Raw genomic sequence first — 14,991 nt, 5'->3', positions numbered from 1 at the left:
CGGGTCCCGCCCGGCCGGCAGCGACGGCGGGGTGCGGCCAGACGGCAGCGGCGGCGCATCCCCCGCCCGCTTGCCCGTGCTGGTGCCGGGCGCCGCTGCGGTCCCGGTGGTGGGGCGGGTGCGGCGGCGGAAGAACGTCACGGTGCGGTCCTCGGAGCGGCGGCGCTGCCAGCGTGATTCGGCGCCGCGCCGGATGCGCTGGCCGCGGGCGCGGACGCGCGGGGCGGTGCGCCGGACGGTCGAGCCGATGGCCCGTCCGCCGAGATCGGCCAGCGCGTCACCGAGCATGGTTTCCTCGGTGTGCGGGGCACCCGCGGAGTTCCACGCCTTGACCAGCAGCGAATGGTCCCGGACGCGGCGCCGGGGCTGAGGGCGGGACTGGTGACGGGCGCGGCGGGTGGCGTGCGCACCGCCGGCGAACGCGGCCGACCCCAGAAACAGCAGCTCGATCACCGGTCGGCCTCCTCACCGTCGCCGGACCGGCCACCGTCCTCGCCGCGGGGCGGCGCGGGGCGGCGGGTCTCGACGATGGACACCGTGACCAGCAGCAGGGCCCACAGGCTCCACTGTCCGGCCGCGGTCCACCACAGCGGCCACCCCAGAACCACCTTGGCCACGCCGGGACCGGCCAGCAGGAACGCCAACGCGCCCCAGGTGGGGCGGTTGGCCCACAGCCGGACGGCCAGCCGCCGCACCGGACCCGGCCGCCGCACGGCGGAAGGGTGGGCGCGGGTGCGGGGGGTCATGTGAACACCCCGTCCAGCATCCCGGACAGGGAGTTCAGGCCCTCCACCAGTTTGGTGCCGGGCGGGGTGGAGGCGGCCAGCAGCCCCCACGAGCACAGCGCGAACAGCATCAGATAGGAGACCTGGCGGGCCCAGATCATGAAGATCAGCCCGCCGGTCAGCATGGCCAGCAGCAGCATGGAAGCGTCCCTTCGGTCGGGAACGGGCGGGGGTTCGGCGGTCCGTACCGCCGACCCCGCCCACACACCGCTCGCCCGCACAGCGCTGGCCCGTGCGGGGCGAGGTGTGCGGGCGAGGTCCGAGAGACGGACCGGGGGCGGGAACGGTCAGGTGCCGTGTGGAAGCTCGGCCAGCGGGCGGGGCGGTTCGGTGCCCTGGCCGTTGGGGTGGTGCTCGCGGAGTTCCTGGTAGCGGCCGGCGACCCAGCCGATGGACCAGCCGCACCGCTGCGCGGCGGCGCGGACCGGCAGCCCGGCCAGGAACGCGGCCGTCACGATCTGCCGGGCCTGCTCCTCAGGCAGCTTGGCCGGGGCGGGACCGGCGGCCAGCAGCCGCTGCCGACGCCGTTCATCACGCTCGGCGCGCTGCTGTTCGGCGCGCTGGCGTTCCTGTTCACGCTCGCGTTCACGCGCTTGGGCTTCGGCGCGTTCACGCTCGGCCTGCTGGCGCTCGCGGGCGGCGCGTTCACGTTCGGCCTGGCGTTCACGCTCGGCGTCGGCGGTGCGGCGGCGTTCCTCGGCGGCCAGCCGCTCGCGATGCTCGGCCTCCTGCCGAGCGAGGGCGGCTTCGTGCTCGCGTTGCTCGCGCGCCATCCGGGCCTGATACTCCCGCTCCTCCTGTTCCCGGGCCTGCCGGGCTTCGGCCTGCTGGCGGGCGGCGTGCTCGCGGGCGGCCTGTTCGGCGTGCTGCCGGCGCTGCTGCGCGGCCAGCGCGCGGGTGATGGCGCGGCGGTAGGCCAGCCCGGTTTCGGCGGTCACGATCAGCAGCAACGGAGCCACCGCATGCACCGCCACCCCGCCCCAGTCCTGATCAGCCGCCGATCGGCCGACATTGAGCGACAGGGTCATGATGCCGGTCATCCAGCGCAGCACCAGCGGCCAACCGCCGCCGTCCTGCCCGAGCCGGGCCAGCAGCGCATCCAGGCGGACCACGATCACCACCGCGGCGTCCACGACCAGCGGCAGGATCGGCGCCGTCCACTCCCACCCCTTCGGCGTGTGCTCCCGCATCAACGGGGTGACGGTCAGGACGCTGTAGAGCATCGCGCCGAACACGATCAACCAGGTGCCGGCCGACAGCGCGCGCTCGTTTGAACGGATCTGTTCGGCGTTCACGCTGCTGTTCACCGGACCGGCGCCCGCCGTGAACGCCGTGAACGCATCGGGCCCCGCCGGTGAACGCTCACCAGCGGGCACAGGGTCGGTGTTCATGAACACTCCTTGAAAGGCGGCGGCACCCCGCCCCCGGGCCGTCCGGCTCGGGGGCGGGGTGCCGCTCGGTGAACAGCACCCGGGGCGGGTGCGTGAGGGGTCAGGGGCGGCGCCGGTGCCGGGCCAGCAGGCCGAAGACGGCGACGGCGGCCAGCGCCGCCAGCAGCGCCGCCGCCGGCGTGCGCATTGCGGTCAGATGCGTGCAGGCCAGCCAGACCACTTCGGCGCCGATGCCGCTGGCGATCAGCAGGTCGATCGGGGCCAGGCGGGCCCACCAGCGCGCCCACATCAGCGCGCACCCCCGTCCACGTCCTGCGCGAGCGGCTCGGCCGGGGGCGGGGTGGGGCTCAGCGCCGACAGCGGCAGCCACACGGCACCACCGCCGGTCATGCGCGGGGTGCCGTCGTAGACCAGCGCCCACGCCTCCGCGCACGCCGGATCGTGGTGCCAGCCCAGCACCGCCAGCGGCCCCGAGCCGGTCACGGCGCCGCTCTTGGGGTTGGCGTGCCAGACGGTGGCGCCGGGGGCGTACCAGCGGCGCACGATCCGCCACCCCCACGCGTGCGGCACCACCTCGTACCGGCCGTGGAACCGTTCGGCGACCAGGACGGCCAGCGTGGCGGCGCCGATGACCGACAGCGCCGCCGCGAGCGCGGCGGCCAGCAGCCGCAGCGGGATGGCGGGCATGACGGGTGCGGTCAGCGCGGCGCCGATCAGCGCGAACCCGACCCCCAGGCCGGTGCGGGTGCGGCGCTCGATCCGCTCGCGGCGCGTGATCTCGGCCAGGTCCGCGGCCAGCACGGCGTCCGGGCCAGCATCCGGGCCGGTGTCCGGGCCGGCGGGCGCGGTCGGGCGGGAGGTCACAGAAGAGGACATGGGGCAGCTCCTTGCCACCAGGGGAATGGGCGGGGACGGTGACCTTCGGCCGGTCGGCGGGAAGGTCTGGCGTCCTGTCCCGAGCCCGTCCGTCAGAGACGGGCCCCGGGCGGGGCGTCAGATCAGTGCAGGGTCACCACGTGGCCGCCGCCGTGGTTGGCGCCCCGGCAGCAGCAGTCACACCGCGGGCCCGTCGCCGCCTCGCAGGCGGGCGCGCACGCGGTGTCGGGGTTGTAGGAGTACCGGCCGGGCTGCCAGCGCAGGAACGCCTTGTGTTCGCCGCACGCCAGGTCGTGCGCGCGCATGCTCGCGATGAACGCGCGGCGCCGCTCGCCGGTGAACCCGGCGTACTCGTAGGCGTTCAGCAGGGTCCACCGGTCATCGATCTTCACGGCCATGCGCGTGTCGCCGTCCACGACACGGCGGGTCGTGCAGCCCTTGATCGGGCATCTGCCGAAGTACCGGACGGTGGCGGTGGTCATCAGGCCGCGGGGACGCCCGCGTCGGTGCTCGCGTCGGTGTCCGCGTCGGTGTCGGTGTCGGTGTCGGTGGGGTAGGCCAGCGCCCACAGGTCCGGCACCGGCAGCAGGCGGCAGCGGCGCACCTGACCGGCCAGCGTGCGGGCGGTGTCGCTGTTGACGTGCAGCCGCTCGGCGATGTCGGTCTGCCGGAGACCGGCGGCCAGGATGCACGCGGCGGCCAGCAGCCGCTCGGCCGGGGTGAGCGCGACGCGCCGCGCACCGGACGCGGCGATCTCCACCGCGATCGGGTCCACGAACCCGTCCTCGGGCAGCGTCCACGGCGCGGACGTCCCGCGGGCGGGGCCGGGCATGGCGGAGATGAACGGGAGGTAGGCGGTCATCGGTGAGGTGTCCTTTCCAACAGGTCAGCAAGAGGGAGAGGTCAGGCGGCGTCCAGTTCCCACGGCTCCGCGCAGTCCAGGCAGCAGCCCAGTCGGCGGGGCAGCACGTAGCCGGCATCGGTGCGGCAGCGCGGGCAGATCCGGCGGGCGGCCAGCGCCCTGGCCAGCGCCGCCCGCTGCGCGGCGGACGGGGTGCGCTTGGGCAGCGCAAGCCGGACGTCGTACAGGTAGGCCACCCCGATACCGCGCGACCGCCACCACAGCACTTGCGCGGCCACGTCCTGACCGCCGGGACGGAGCCCGGCGGCGGCCAACTGGCGGCGGGTGGCCAAATGGGGCGGGGCCATCCGCCACGGGTAGGTGGGGATGCCGTGCCGGTCCCCGCGCGGATCCCAGAACCGTGCGGAGCTACGGCGGCCCACAGCGCACCCCCAGCAGCTCGTTCAGCGTGCCGACCGGCAGCGGCCGGCCGGGGGCGGCGGTGCGGCGGGTGGTCGACAGCCGCCACCACTCGGCGCCGCGGTGCCGCGCCGCGATGTAGCGGCGCACCACCGCGACGTGGTCGGCGGCGGTGTTCCGGTCCGGGAACGGGCCGAGCGCGAGCGCCGATTGCGCCATCCGGGCGCCGGTGCGCACCGAGACGTAGAACCCGGCCGCACCCGACGGCACAGACACGCCACCGGGGCCGGGAGTGGGGCGGGTGGTATGCGGGGCGGTCATGCCGCGGGCCGCGGCGGGTTGGCGCCGACCTCGGCGGGCACGTCGGCGGCGTGCACCGCGTGCTCACACCTCGGGCAGCGAAACAGCACCGGGCCGCCGTCCAGCACGCTCCGGCAGGCCGGGCAGCGCCTGACCGGTCCGGCATGCCGCACCACCGGGCGCGGCCGGACATAGGAGATCGACATCGCGGGGGTTCCTTCCGAACGCGCCAGCGGCCCCGGCCAGCCCGCCCCCCAGATGCGGAGGCGAGCGGGCCGGGGCCGCCGGGTGGAGAGAGGGGATCTACTGCTGGTCTGGTGAGCCGGTGCCGGACGGCGGGCCGGTGAGCACGACGTCCAGGTAGCAGCGCACCCCGGCATCCCGCCGGTTGGCGTACGGCGCCGAGATCGCGCTGACCGCGCACCGCTCACCGGGCAGGCCGGCCAGCAGCTCGGCCAGCGCGGTGACGTCGTCGAGGTGGCCGGCCAGCCGGATCTTGACCAGCCGCGGCCGGGGCGCGCTCACCACGCGCCCCGGCCAGGGCTGGTGTCCAGGGCGGCCAGGACGGGCGCGAGCCGGGCGTCCAGCAGCTCGGCCAGCCGTCGCACCGCCTGTTTGGCGTCGATGGTGGTCAGCGTCTCGGGGGCGTCGGCCGGGGCGTACAGCCGGTCCGCCGGGATCGACCACAGCACCGCGGTACTGGTCAGCATCACCGGGCCACGCGCCAGCACATCGTCATCCGGGGCCTGATAGCCGCGGACGCCGGACCAGCCGGCGTCGCACTGCCAGTCGGCGAACCCGCCGACCTCGCGCAGCGCGGCCGGGCGGTCTGCCGCGAACTGGCAGCGGGCGATCAGCGACCCGTCGTGCTCACTACCCGACAGCTCCACCGACAGCAGCCGCTCGGCCGTCCAGTCCAGATACGGCGGCGACATGATCGGTGCCGTCGCCACCTGCCACGCCCCGATCACAAACAGCACCGGATCGACCGTCACCGGGTCCTCGAAGTCGGTGAACAGCCTGGGGTGGCGACGCAGGTAGACGCCGTACCGGCTCACCCCATCGGACGCGCGGTCGCGGTCTTCTGCGTCGTGGAAGCGGAACATCATGCGGGGAACCTCCGTCCTCCCCGCTCGCTCGGCGGGGACGGTTGCGAGCGGACAGGACAAAGCAGCGCCCCGCCCACGACGTCGTGGGCGGGGCGCTCAAGCGGGGCGGTGGGCGTCAGGCCGCCGGCCGCAGCAGCGGGGGCGGCGCCATCGTCCGGTGGCCGTGCGGCAGATGCACGCGATCCGTCCGGCGCCGGGCCAGCTCGACCGCGGCCTTGAACTCCGGCAGCCAGCGCAACCACTGCGCAGGGTCAACATCCAGGTAGATTCGCTGATTGGAGCCGGTGCAGCGCGCGCCGGTGACGTGATCGGCGCTGTGGGCTTTCAGCATGCCCCGGCGCCACAGCGTCCAGCGCTCGCAGGTCGGGCACACCATCGAGACCGGCTCACCGGCGTGGAGGCTGAGCCGCTCGAAACCCAGCGTGCTTGCGGCGATGACCGGGCGGTTGTTATGGCGGGTCACGCGAACCTCCGGGAAGGCAGTGGAGCGAGAACCTTGCACTCTCTGCCCGCCACAGACCGGCATTCCAGTGCGGCCGGACGCTGTGGTGGACAGACAGCGGAAGCTGTCTCGCGGTAAGACGAGCGCTGTGAAGATCGCATCCATCCAGGCGACTTTGTGGAGCATCGGGACCTGGACACGTGAGCCGTTCGACGTCGATCACCAGCGCCATGAAGTTGTGATGACCAGGCGCTTCGCTTGTGGGCGCGAGCCGCCTGACGGCAGCGTATACGTAGTTACGTATACGCACAACCCCTAGGTATACGATGATGCGTATACGCTGGTGAACGCACCGGCGACGGAGTCCGAGGGGACTGGAACGCGATGGCAGAACCGGCCTACGTCCGCATCGCAGGCGAGTACGCCCGACGTATCCGCGGCGGGGACCTACCGCCCGGCACTCAGCTACCGAGCTACGCCGAGATCGCCCAGCAGAACGGCGTCTCGGACATCGTGGTCCGGAAGGCCCTCGAACTCCTCCAGCGGCAGGGGCTTGTCCGCTCCGTTCGACGGCGAGGCATCTTCGTGGCCGACCGCCCCAACCTCGTACGTGTGTCTCCTGAGCGCCAGATGGAGACCGCCGAGCGTTCGTTCCAGAACGAGACCGATCGACAGATCCACGTCGAACGTGAGACTGAGCAGTCCCCTGCCGCCGGCGACCTCGTGGAGGCCCTCGGTGTGCACGAAGGGGAAGAGATCAAGCACGTGATCACCCGAGCCACCGAGGACGGACAGCGAATCTCTATCTCGGACACCTACCACTCGGTGCAGGTCACCGACATCTCGGGGGCCGCCTTTCTGGAAGAAACGATCTCCGACCAACTACCGACGGCGCCGCACGCCGACTGGCTCCAGACACCGCCCGGTGACCTCGTCAAGACGGTCCACCAGCGCTTCATTGCTGCTGACGGCCGTGTGATCATGATCTCCGATATCTCGTATCCCCGCGACCGGTACGACGCGTTCGTGTTCCGGATGACGCTCTAGAAACCACCAAAAAAGGGGGGGTGCCGACCAGGTCGGCACCCCCCTTTTGGGCTTGGGAATCACTTACGGATCCAACCTTGCGCCACGTCCGCATCTCTCCACCAGGAAACAAATTGCCGATCTACACAGCCCAGCCTCCAACGGGCGGAGAGAGCATCAAAGAAGGCGTCATTGCCCGTTCTTCCGCCCTTCGGCTCCCCGACGTAGATGAGTCGCTCTCCCCCAACAGCCTCGAATGAACTGAGCGCCTCAGACGACATCGCGTTGCCCCACCCTGGCGGCCAGCAAAGGAACAACACATGGTCGGCCGACTGGAAACAAGTCGCGAACTCCGTGACATCCTCGATAGGATGCCAGACGCTTGACTGGCCCGCAGCCTCAGGGAACGAGGCATTATTGGTCCGGTCCGGTGGCTCCGAGTCATACGCTCGGACCTCCAAACCCGAACGAGCCAGCTGCGCCGCCCAATACCCGCGTCCGGCTCCGAGTTCCACGATCGTTGAACCTGCACAAAAGTCCGCCACCCATTCGATGGTTTGCGGAGCAGGTATCGCGTACGCATAGACGGCTTGCAACAGCATCTGGGCATAGGCGAGTCGCGCACTCCCGTCAACGCAACCGCCATTTACCACTCGGCGACCGTCATGCGCGTTGACGAAAGGCTCAACGATGTCCCAGTACGGATTAGCACTGGCGACACTCCCACCGGTCATGTAGTGCACAAGCCGTAGGTCGAAGTCTGCATCGACTTGATCGTCACCGGTTCCGGGCAGCCGTGCCGACATGTCCAGGTACTCGGCCACCTTCGGGTGCTCATTCCGAAGTCTCTCCTCATCCTCCAGCAGTGCGGTGAGTTCGTCCCAGCGACGAGGTGTGATGGTCAACTTGGCCATGCGGCAAGTCTCCCGCACTGCACGGGTCCATGTCACCCACCCTTGGCCTCACGACGGGCCATAGCGGGCGGCCAGGTGCCGCCCGTCCGCCACACCAGGCTACGAGACCCCGCCCCCACGCAAGCCCCGGACCGTCCAACTCAGGTCACCGATGACCGTTAATTGGCTGGTCATTAGCGACTACATCTCAGTCAAACCTCGACGCATCGCACGCAACAGGTCTCGTTTAGCTGCTTCAGACCGTTCTCGATTATTTTCACCTTCGAGGGCAGCTTTTGTTCCTTGTATCAGACTCAAATGGAGAGCATTAGCCTTCGCAATGACCTCCGCATGACCAAGTATCTCTATTTCGTAGAAACATTCACCAAAATTGTGAGCCGCCTCAAAATACCGGGCGACTATAGGAGAAGCATTCGCCGCATCTTCGTGGCTTTGAACCATTACACCATCAGGCAGTTCAATCCCAATCAAGTCGATATTACAGCGAATCCATTTTTCGGTCAGTCCAATCAAACGAGAGTAGAGCGCTTTACGCTCTGCCCACAGCACCTTATGGCGATCTTCTAATGCAGAATGAGCCCATTGCTCCAGATCGCCAAGCCGCTTTCGTTCGGCTTCGACGGATTGCATCTTGAGCTGTCTTCTTACAGATCTAACTTGGAACAATCCCGTCGCTATGGCGCCTAGGAGGCTTCCAGTAATAGCTATCAGAGTTATTATATATGGATTACCGTCCACAAAAATCATCTCCCTTGACATGGGGTGCATAGCCAAGGATGCCATCGAATCCTTCAATCATTATCAATCAATCAAAAATGGCAACGATGAGCTCAACTGATACTACTACAACCGTTGCCAATAGAAAATCCACGGCCAGTCTGGTCTGTGCGTGCTTGACACGTGCAAGTCTAGATGACTCAATGAGTCTCGCGACATTGTCGATACCAGCCTGTCCTTGACTCAATTCCCGCTCCAACTCCCTCGCGCGTCCTTCAAATTGAGCATAATAATTGAAGTTGGATCGGTTATCACTGTGCCTGGAGAAGCGGGGCCTGACCGATAGAAGGAGCATTATTGCACTACACATAGCTGTCGCGAGGGCCGTTCCTGTTAGCCATGGATAGTTCTTGGGAAGGGTATTCATTGAGTTGCCACTCAGCAGCGAAACAAGGATCGCAATTACAATACCCACCGCTGCAAGAAGTATTGCCGCTTTTTGATCTGCAGTCTTACTCTGATCGTTGGCATCAGCAATTGCTTTTGCAATCCCCTCATTCTGAGGGCCCTCTTCTTGCTGCGCCATCAGCACTCCTACCTCTCATCAGAACAGTCTGACGCAGATGATCAAGCCAAGGTTCCTGCCCCTAGAAATCAAGTCACTGAGTCCAACACAAGATCCGATCGACGCAGTCTGAACAAGCCGGTTCCTGGGCAGGTCAGCGGGCGTACAAAGGGGCGGACTGGAGCAGCAACCCTCCAGAGCCGTGTCCAAAGCTTCGCGCTCCTGTTGACGCTTAAGTGTCAACACGGTGATCAGGCAATTGGCCCCGCCGGCCTGGGGGCGGGTGCGCCTCGGTCGAAGGCTCTGGGCGACCCCTCCTCCGACCGCCTTGAAGGACTGCAGGCGAGTTGTGCCCACGGCAAGTGGGCACGAGAGTGGGAGCGGAGGGCCTCCGCGAGAGGCCCTCAGATTCGGCGAGGCGCGGCGCGGCAGCCTCGCCACTCCCGCTCTGACGTGGTCGAACGAGTCTGAGCAGTCGGGCGCAACATCCGCACCCCCCTGTTGTGGTCATGGTTGTCGCCCGCTCAAAAAACCGCTTCGTCGAACCGGTGTGAACCTTTCCTCACGAGGTCTCAAGGCGGCCCGCGAACCGGGCCGCACGCGCCGCCGACTCGGCGCCTGGCCCTCCGCCTCTGCTAGTGCGCTGGCTACGGGACCAGGCCGACGCCGGTCGGCAGGCGCGGAGAGCAGCAGGAGTCACGGAGCCGCACGAAGACGGGGACCAGTCACGGGGTTGAGCTGGCCGCGCCCGTGCCGCTGGCCGGTCCCGACTTGCGCGGGGTCCCGCGCGGGGCCTCACGACGGGCAGATGCGGGCGGGCAGGTGCTGCCCGTCCGCCGATTCAGGCTACGAGGCCCCGCCCCCACGCAAGTCCGGCGCCGTCCAGCTCCGCCAATGTTTGGTCATACCCCCAAATCTTTTCTGGCGGCAGATATAAATTCCTCTTTAGCCTTGGTAACGTCAGTCGCTAGTTCCGGGATTAGAATACTGTAAGACAGTTTATTCGCACAACGCCTTACTGCATTCGAACCAAGAAACTCAATTACCGAAGTGGATTTTCGCACCTCGACTGCAAGTTCATTGAGAGTTTTAGTGAGAGCTTCAAGTCTTTCCTCTTCGTGGTCGAATTTTGCATCAATATCATTTCGCTCCAACGGCAATTCTTCCAGGGTTCTTTTTAGTTCTGCAAGACGCTCTAGCCCTTCACTTCCAAGCCGAGAATTGCCGACTCTAGCTTCTTCTTCAAGATCAATAATAGTATGCTCCGCCTCAATTCTTCGATCATTAAGCCCTTCAAGCATCTTCCTGTATTTGTCAACTCGTGTGCGAATTTCACTAATCTCTTGATTGCATTTCAACAGTTCGTCCACGTGGATTACAAAATTGGCGTAAGCCAGCTTTTTTTCATCATGATGCTTCAGCTCAATCTCATGCTTTCTCTTCCTTGCTTCAGTCACCATCTGTATGCCGGATGTAATCCCAACCCCACCCAAAGCTCCAACGACAGGAATTGTTAATTCCCACCATTTCGCCATTTCGTCCTCCACGTAGTCAGGCAAATAAAGTTCCAAATGCCCCTCGTATGTCATAGAAGACAATGAGGACGCGTAGACAGTCGATTCTTACCAACACCCGTATACCGGAATCCATGCCAGAGGACGCGAATCCAGGAGTATCACCGAAGGCTCGGGAGGTCCCTGACTCGTCCCAGGTTGGACTGGCCGCCAGCAGTCGTGCCATAGAGCATCCAAGGGCCAACGTGCAGGCCCCTAGGCCCTTCCAGGCAGCTTAGTGCACGTCGAGGGCACATGGCAGCCAAAACCACCGGTAAGCGACGAGAACCAGCGAGCGACTTAAGCGCAGGTCAAACACTGAACAAAAACATCTGAGCAGATCACTGTGGATATCTGAGAAGAACCCGGTTAACAGGCCGACGCCGGGGACCACGCGGGGACCACACGCTATGCCTCACGGCGAACACACCGCCGATCACAGCACTTCGCGCACGCGTTCGAAAGTTGCTCAAGCTGCGCAAACCGCTCCCCCGCCGTCCTGGGGGTCAAGGGGTCGTGGGTTCAAATCCCGCCGTCCCGACAGCGAAACCGCAGGTCAGAAGGGCTCCGAGAGACAAATCGGAGCCCTTGTTCGATCTCCGAAGTCCCGCGGGAGCCAATCAGAGAGCCAACGCCACCACATTCAGAGGACTTGCTCGGCTTCCAGACGGGCGATGGGCTGACCGACGCATCGGTGGATGCCCGTACCTTCTTGCTTTCCACACTTCGTGGCGGTCGAGGTAGACCACCGGGGCGGTGTTGGGGGCCCTTTGTGGGTGGGGCTTTCAGAGGTCTAGGAGCAGGCGTGCGGAGCGTGATCGGGACACGCAGATCATCATGGTGTCGTTCGCGGCCTTCTCCTCGTCGGTGAGCAGGGAGTCGCGGTGGTCGGGCTCGCCGCCGAGAACGGCCGTCTCGCAGGTGCCGCAGGTGCCTTCCCGGCAGGAGGACAGCACGGGCACTCCGGCGTCCTCCACGACCTGGAGGATGGAGCGGTCGGCCGGAACGGTCACGACCATGCCGCTCTGGACGAGTTCGACGTCGAACGCGTCCCGGGGCCCGGTGTCGGTTTTGGGAACGAAGCGTTCGACATGGAGCGCACCGGGGGGCCAGGTCTCGCAGTGCTGTTCGACGGCCTGTAGCAGTGGTTCGGGGCCGCAGCAGTAGACGGCGGTATCGGTGGCGTCGTCCGGCAAGGCCAGCAGGGTCGGGAGGTCGAGCAGGCCGTGCTCGTCCTGAGGGCGGATGTCCACGCGGCTCGGGTACCGGGTTTGAAGATCCTCCGCGAAGGCCATGGAGGTCCGGGTCCGGCCGCCGTAGACCAGCCGCCAAGCGCGGCCCGCCTGCTCGGTCGCCTCGATCATCGGCAGGATCGGTGTGATGCCGATGCCTCCCGCGATGAACAGGTAGCTCTTGGCCTCCACCAGAGCGAAGTGGTTGCGCGGTCCGCGGACGCGGATCGGCTGCCCTTCTGCGAGGACGTCGTGGACGTACCGCGATCCTCCGCGTCCGCCTTCCTCGCGAAGTACCGCGACTTGCAGGGTGGAGAGATCGTTGGGATCCCCGCACAGCGAGTACTGCCGTACGAGTCCCTCGCGGAGCACGAGATCCACGTGGGCGCCCGGCTCCCAGGAAGGCAGGCGCAACCCGTCAGGAGATCGCAGCGTCAGCCGCACGACCCCCTCGGCGACAACCTCTTTGCGGTCCAGGATCAGGTCGAGTTCATGCTCGGCATGAGGGGTGACCTTCATGGAATGGTCACCTCCTGTCGGCGGTCGGAGGACGGAGCCACATCGCGGACCGTGGGCGGTGGCGTGTCGTGCCCATCGGGATGGGACAGCAGCCATTCCCAGAGCTGGACCGGGTCCTCGAAGTCGCGCTCCGCCGAACAGTGGCAAACGGCACGGAGCTGGTCGGTTCCCGGGATCCAGTGGATGCGGTTGACGCGGTCACCGGAAAGCATCGACCGCCGGGCGGGGACGCCGCTCATGAGCGGGCCGGGACGGACTGCTGCTGGGCACCGATGCGCTTGAGCATCCGGCGTGCGGCGAGCCCGCCGGTGTCGATGTTGATCGACAGTTCCTGGTAGCCCTCGGGTTCGGTCGCGACGACTCGTTCGAGGATTTCAAGGGCCGTCACGTCCTGCAGCACGACGGTCCTGTTGTTCTCCGCGAGGAAGTCCGAGACCTCCTGGTCGTCGAGCGCGAAGTCCCGGGCCACCGCCCAGAAGTCATGGGTGGAGTGCTCGGTCTCGGGCGTGATGGCGTAGACGACCTCGACGTGGAAGGCGTCCGGGTCGCTGCCGTCCGGATTCGGGACGGACCCGACCGGAGCGATGCGGCTGTGCAGCTTGTACAGGCAGGGAGGGGTGTACTCGATGTCCTGCCAGCGTGAGATGCGGCCTTGCAGTCCAGTGGACTTGGCGTAGAAGGGCGGGCACTCGGCGTCGTCCATGTGGCGCGACACATGAACGACGCCGGCGTCCTCGTCGACTTCGGTGGTGATCGGTGTGGCCGCGACCTCGGGCGTGCCGATGTACCCACCGTGCAGATAGGTCTCGTGGCTGAGATCGAGCAGGTTGTCGACCAGTAGTGAGAACCGTGCCTTGAGCGGCTCCATCCCGGCCACGGTCGTGTAGCCGGGCGAGTCCAGGTAGGGGGCGCGCGGAATGGACGCCGCGTCGGCCTTGGCCGGATCTCCGATGAACACCCACACCAGGGAGTCCTGCTCGACCAGCGGATACGGCTGAAGGCGGGCGGTACGCGGAATGCGGGTCTGTCCAGGGACCGCGGTGCATTTGCCGTCGGGTCCGTAGGTGAAGCCGTGGTATCCGCAGACCACCTGGTCGTCCACCAGCCGGGAAGGGCTCTGCGAGAGCGGAAAGCGGCGGTGCACGCATCGGTCGGACACCGCGGTCACCTGTCCGCTCCGGGTGCGCCAGAACAGGATCGGCTCTGAGCAGATCGTTCGGGAGAACAACTCCTGGCCGATCTCAGAGCTGTACGCGGCGACATACCACTGGTCGCGCGGAATGCCGATCATCAGGATCGCCTCCTCGGGTTCGCCTGGACGGGCTCCACGCGTCCGGCTCTGCCGGAGAGGCGCACGACCGACCGGGAAGGGCGCGAGCGGCGCCGACATGCGGTCGTGCTCTCGAACGCGAGGAGCAGTTTCTCGTCAGGCTGTGTTGTGCCGTGAGTCACAGAGTGGCTGGACATGCCGTCCGAGCCGAGCCCGCCTTCCGGAAAATGGAAGAGATTCGCCGGCCGGTCAGACCGGACCGGCCAGGGCCCGGGAGATCGAGCGGGCGCTCGTGCGCACCAGCAGGCCCAAGGCATGGGGCGAGGCACTGCCATGCCGGACGACCAGTGAGACCGCCGCCACCACCTGCCCGCGCCGGTCGTGGATGGCGGCGCCCACGGAACAGGCGTCGAGCGTCACCTGGCGGTCGCTGATGGAGTAGCCGCTGGTACGAACGTCGGCCAGCATGCGGCGGAGCCGGACGGGATCGGTCACGGTCCGGCTGGTATAGCGCTCGATCGGGCCGCTGAGGACTTCGTCCTGCACTTCGGTGGGAGCGTGGGCGAGCAGGACCAGGCCGACCCCGGTCGCGGTGAGCGCGAACCGCCCGCCCACCCGGGTCAGGACGGGGACGGCACCGGAGCCGGCGATCCGTTCGATGAAGACGACCTTCGTGCCCTCCCGGACGGCCAGTTGCACGTTCTCCCGGGTGATCTGGGACAGGTCCTCAAGGAAGGGCAGGGCGCGTTCTCGCAGGCCCTGACCGCGAGGGGCGAGCGTGCCCAGCTCCCACAGCCTCAGCCCGATGCGGTACAGGCCGTCCTCGCCGCGCTCGACGGCCCCCCAGGCACGCAGCTCGTTCAGCAAGCGATGCGTGGTGGCCAGCGGCACGTCCGCTCGGCGGGCGATGTCACTCAGAGTCAACTCGGGCCGCTCGGCACTGAACGCGTCCAGCAGCCGCAGGGCACGTCCGACCACCGGCCCACTAGGGCCAGTGGGATGCCCCCTCCTGGTCATGCTCTCGCGCTCCT

General features: G+C 67.2%; 22 protein-coding genes. 1 reads left to right on the top strand and 21 read right to left on the bottom strand.

Features of this window, described 5'->3' with window-relative positions; genetic code table 11:
- The 14 genes from E1300_RS18315 to E1300_RS18250 all read right to left on the bottom strand — a co-directional run.
- Window positions 1-453: hypothetical protein (locus E1300_RS18315; RefSeq protein WP_131758234.1), on the bottom strand; the 453-nt coding region annotated here is incomplete at its 3' end.
- Window positions 450-746 carry a hypothetical protein gene (locus E1300_RS18310; protein ID WP_131758233.1) on the bottom strand — a complete coding sequence of 99 codons (297 nt, stop codon included), beginning with the start codon at window positions 744-746 and terminating at the stop codon, window positions 450-452. The genes E1300_RS18315 and E1300_RS18310, both read right to left, overlap by 4 nt.
- Complete coding sequence (locus E1300_RS18305) at window positions 743-925, bottom strand: hypothetical protein (protein WP_131758232.1); 183 nt, start codon at window positions 923-925, stop codon at window positions 743-745. Before E1300_RS18305 ends, E1300_RS18310 begins: the two co-directional genes overlap by 4 nt.
- A 147-nt stretch (window positions 926-1,072) precedes the next feature.
- Window positions 1,073-2,176 (bottom strand): hypothetical protein, encoded by a 1,104-nt coding sequence (locus E1300_RS18300; RefSeq protein WP_207399824.1) that lies wholly within the window; start codon window positions 2,174-2,176, stop codon window positions 1,073-1,075.
- A 100-nt stretch (window positions 2,177-2,276) separates the two neighbouring features.
- Window positions 2,277-2,465, bottom strand: coding sequence for a hypothetical protein (locus E1300_RS18295; protein WP_131758231.1), 189 nt, complete (start codon window positions 2,463-2,465; stop codon window positions 2,277-2,279).
- Window positions 2,465-3,052, bottom strand: a complete 588-nt coding sequence (locus tag E1300_RS18290; RefSeq protein WP_131758230.1) for a hypothetical protein — start codon at window positions 3,050-3,052, stop codon at window positions 2,465-2,467. Before E1300_RS18290 ends, E1300_RS18295 begins: the two co-directional genes overlap by 1 nt.
- Before the next feature lie 122 nt (window positions 3,053-3,174).
- Entirely contained in the window at window positions 3,175-3,534 is a 360-nt protein-coding gene (locus E1300_RS18285) for a hypothetical protein (protein ID WP_131758229.1), read from the bottom strand.
- Entirely contained in the window at window positions 3,534-3,914 is a 381-nt protein-coding gene (locus tag E1300_RS18280) for a hypothetical protein (RefSeq protein ID WP_131758228.1), read from the bottom strand. Before E1300_RS18280 ends, E1300_RS18285 begins: the two co-directional genes overlap by 1 nt.
- 41 nt (window positions 3,915-3,955) lie before the next feature.
- Window positions 3,956-4,336: an RRQRL motif-containing zinc-binding protein gene (locus E1300_RS18275; protein WP_131758227.1), complete on the bottom strand. Its 381-nt coding sequence runs from the start codon at window positions 4,334-4,336 to the stop codon at window positions 3,956-3,958.
- Window positions 4,323-4,589 (bottom strand): hypothetical protein, encoded by a 267-nt coding sequence (locus E1300_RS18270; protein WP_131758226.1) that lies wholly within the window; start codon window positions 4,587-4,589, stop codon window positions 4,323-4,325. The genes E1300_RS18275 and E1300_RS18270 overlap by 14 nt, the downstream gene beginning before the upstream one ends.
- A gap of 41 nt (window positions 4,590-4,630) precedes the next feature.
- Window positions 4,631-4,819 carry a hypothetical protein gene (locus E1300_RS18265; protein ID WP_131758225.1) on the bottom strand — a complete coding sequence of 63 codons (189 nt, stop codon included), beginning with the start codon at window positions 4,817-4,819 and terminating at the stop codon, window positions 4,631-4,633.
- A 97-nt stretch (window positions 4,820-4,916) separates the two neighbouring features.
- The gene (locus E1300_RS18260; RefSeq protein WP_131758224.1) at window positions 4,917-5,138 is read right to left on the bottom strand and encodes a hypothetical protein; all 222 of its coding nucleotides are present in this window, start codon (window positions 5,136-5,138) and stop codon (window positions 4,917-4,919) included.
- Complete coding sequence (locus E1300_RS18255) at window positions 5,135-5,722, bottom strand: hypothetical protein (protein WP_131758223.1); 588 nt, start codon at window positions 5,720-5,722, stop codon at window positions 5,135-5,137. The genes E1300_RS18260 and E1300_RS18255 overlap by 4 nt, the downstream gene beginning before the upstream one ends.
- A gap of 115 nt (window positions 5,723-5,837) precedes the next feature.
- On the bottom strand, window positions 5,838-6,185 hold the full coding sequence (locus E1300_RS18250) for a hypothetical protein (RefSeq protein WP_131758222.1): 348 nt from the start codon (window positions 6,183-6,185) through the stop codon (window positions 5,838-5,840).
- A gap of 363 nt (window positions 6,186-6,548) precedes the next feature.
- Here E1300_RS18250 and E1300_RS18245 point away from each other — a divergent pair, with 363 nt between their 5' ends.
- Window positions 6,549-7,211, top strand: a complete 663-nt coding sequence (locus E1300_RS18245; RefSeq protein WP_131758221.1) for a GntR family transcriptional regulator — start codon at window positions 6,549-6,551, stop codon at window positions 7,209-7,211.
- A gap of 59 nt (window positions 7,212-7,270) precedes the next feature.
- Here the strand turns inward: E1300_RS18245 and E1300_RS18240 are convergent, their stop codons facing one another.
- The 7 genes from E1300_RS18240 to E1300_RS18205 all read right to left on the bottom strand — a co-directional run bounded on the left by E1300_RS18240 (window position 7,271) and on the right by E1300_RS18205 (window position 14,938).
- Entirely contained in the window at window positions 7,271-8,104 is an 834-nt protein-coding gene (locus E1300_RS18240; protein WP_131758220.1) for a class I SAM-dependent methyltransferase, read from the bottom strand.
- 180 nt (window positions 8,105-8,284) lie between these two features.
- Window positions 8,285-8,734 (bottom strand): hypothetical protein, encoded by a 450-nt coding sequence (locus E1300_RS18235; RefSeq protein ID WP_131758219.1) that lies wholly within the window; start codon window positions 8,732-8,734, stop codon window positions 8,285-8,287.
- Between the two features lie 175 nt (window positions 8,735-8,909).
- Window positions 8,910-9,407: a Pycsar system effector family protein gene (locus tag E1300_RS18230; RefSeq protein ID WP_131758218.1), complete on the bottom strand. Its 498-nt coding sequence runs from the start codon at window positions 9,405-9,407 to the stop codon at window positions 8,910-8,912.
- 881 nt (window positions 9,408-10,288) lie between these two features.
- Window positions 10,289-10,933 (bottom strand): AAA family ATPase, encoded by a 645-nt coding sequence (locus E1300_RS18225; RefSeq protein WP_131758217.1) that lies wholly within the window; start codon window positions 10,931-10,933, stop codon window positions 10,289-10,291.
- Window positions 10,934-11,724: 791 nt separating this feature from the next.
- Entirely contained in the window at window positions 11,725-12,690 is a 966-nt protein-coding gene (locus E1300_RS18220; RefSeq protein ID WP_131758216.1) for a PDR/VanB family oxidoreductase, read from the bottom strand.
- Between the two features lie 235 nt (window positions 12,691-12,925).
- Window positions 12,926-14,080 carry a Rieske 2Fe-2S domain-containing protein gene (locus E1300_RS18210; RefSeq protein WP_207399823.1) on the bottom strand — a complete coding sequence of 385 codons (1,155 nt, stop codon included), beginning with the start codon at window positions 14,078-14,080 and terminating at the stop codon, window positions 12,926-12,928.
- 129 nt (window positions 14,081-14,209) lie between these two features.
- Complete coding sequence (locus E1300_RS18205; RefSeq protein ID WP_242619221.1) at window positions 14,210-14,938, bottom strand: IclR family transcriptional regulator; 729 nt, start codon at window positions 14,936-14,938, stop codon at window positions 14,210-14,212.
- Window positions 14,939-14,991: the final 53 nt, after the last annotated feature.

Origin of the sequence: Actinomadura fibrosa (assembly GCF_900659615.1) — a bacterium.
In the GTDB taxonomy this organism is placed as follows: Bacteria; Actinomycetota; Actinomycetes; order Streptosporangiales; family Streptosporangiaceae; genus Spirillospora; species Spirillospora fibrosa.
Note: the sequence above shows the minus strand (reverse complement) of the source record. Positions and strands in the feature narration are given on the sequence as shown.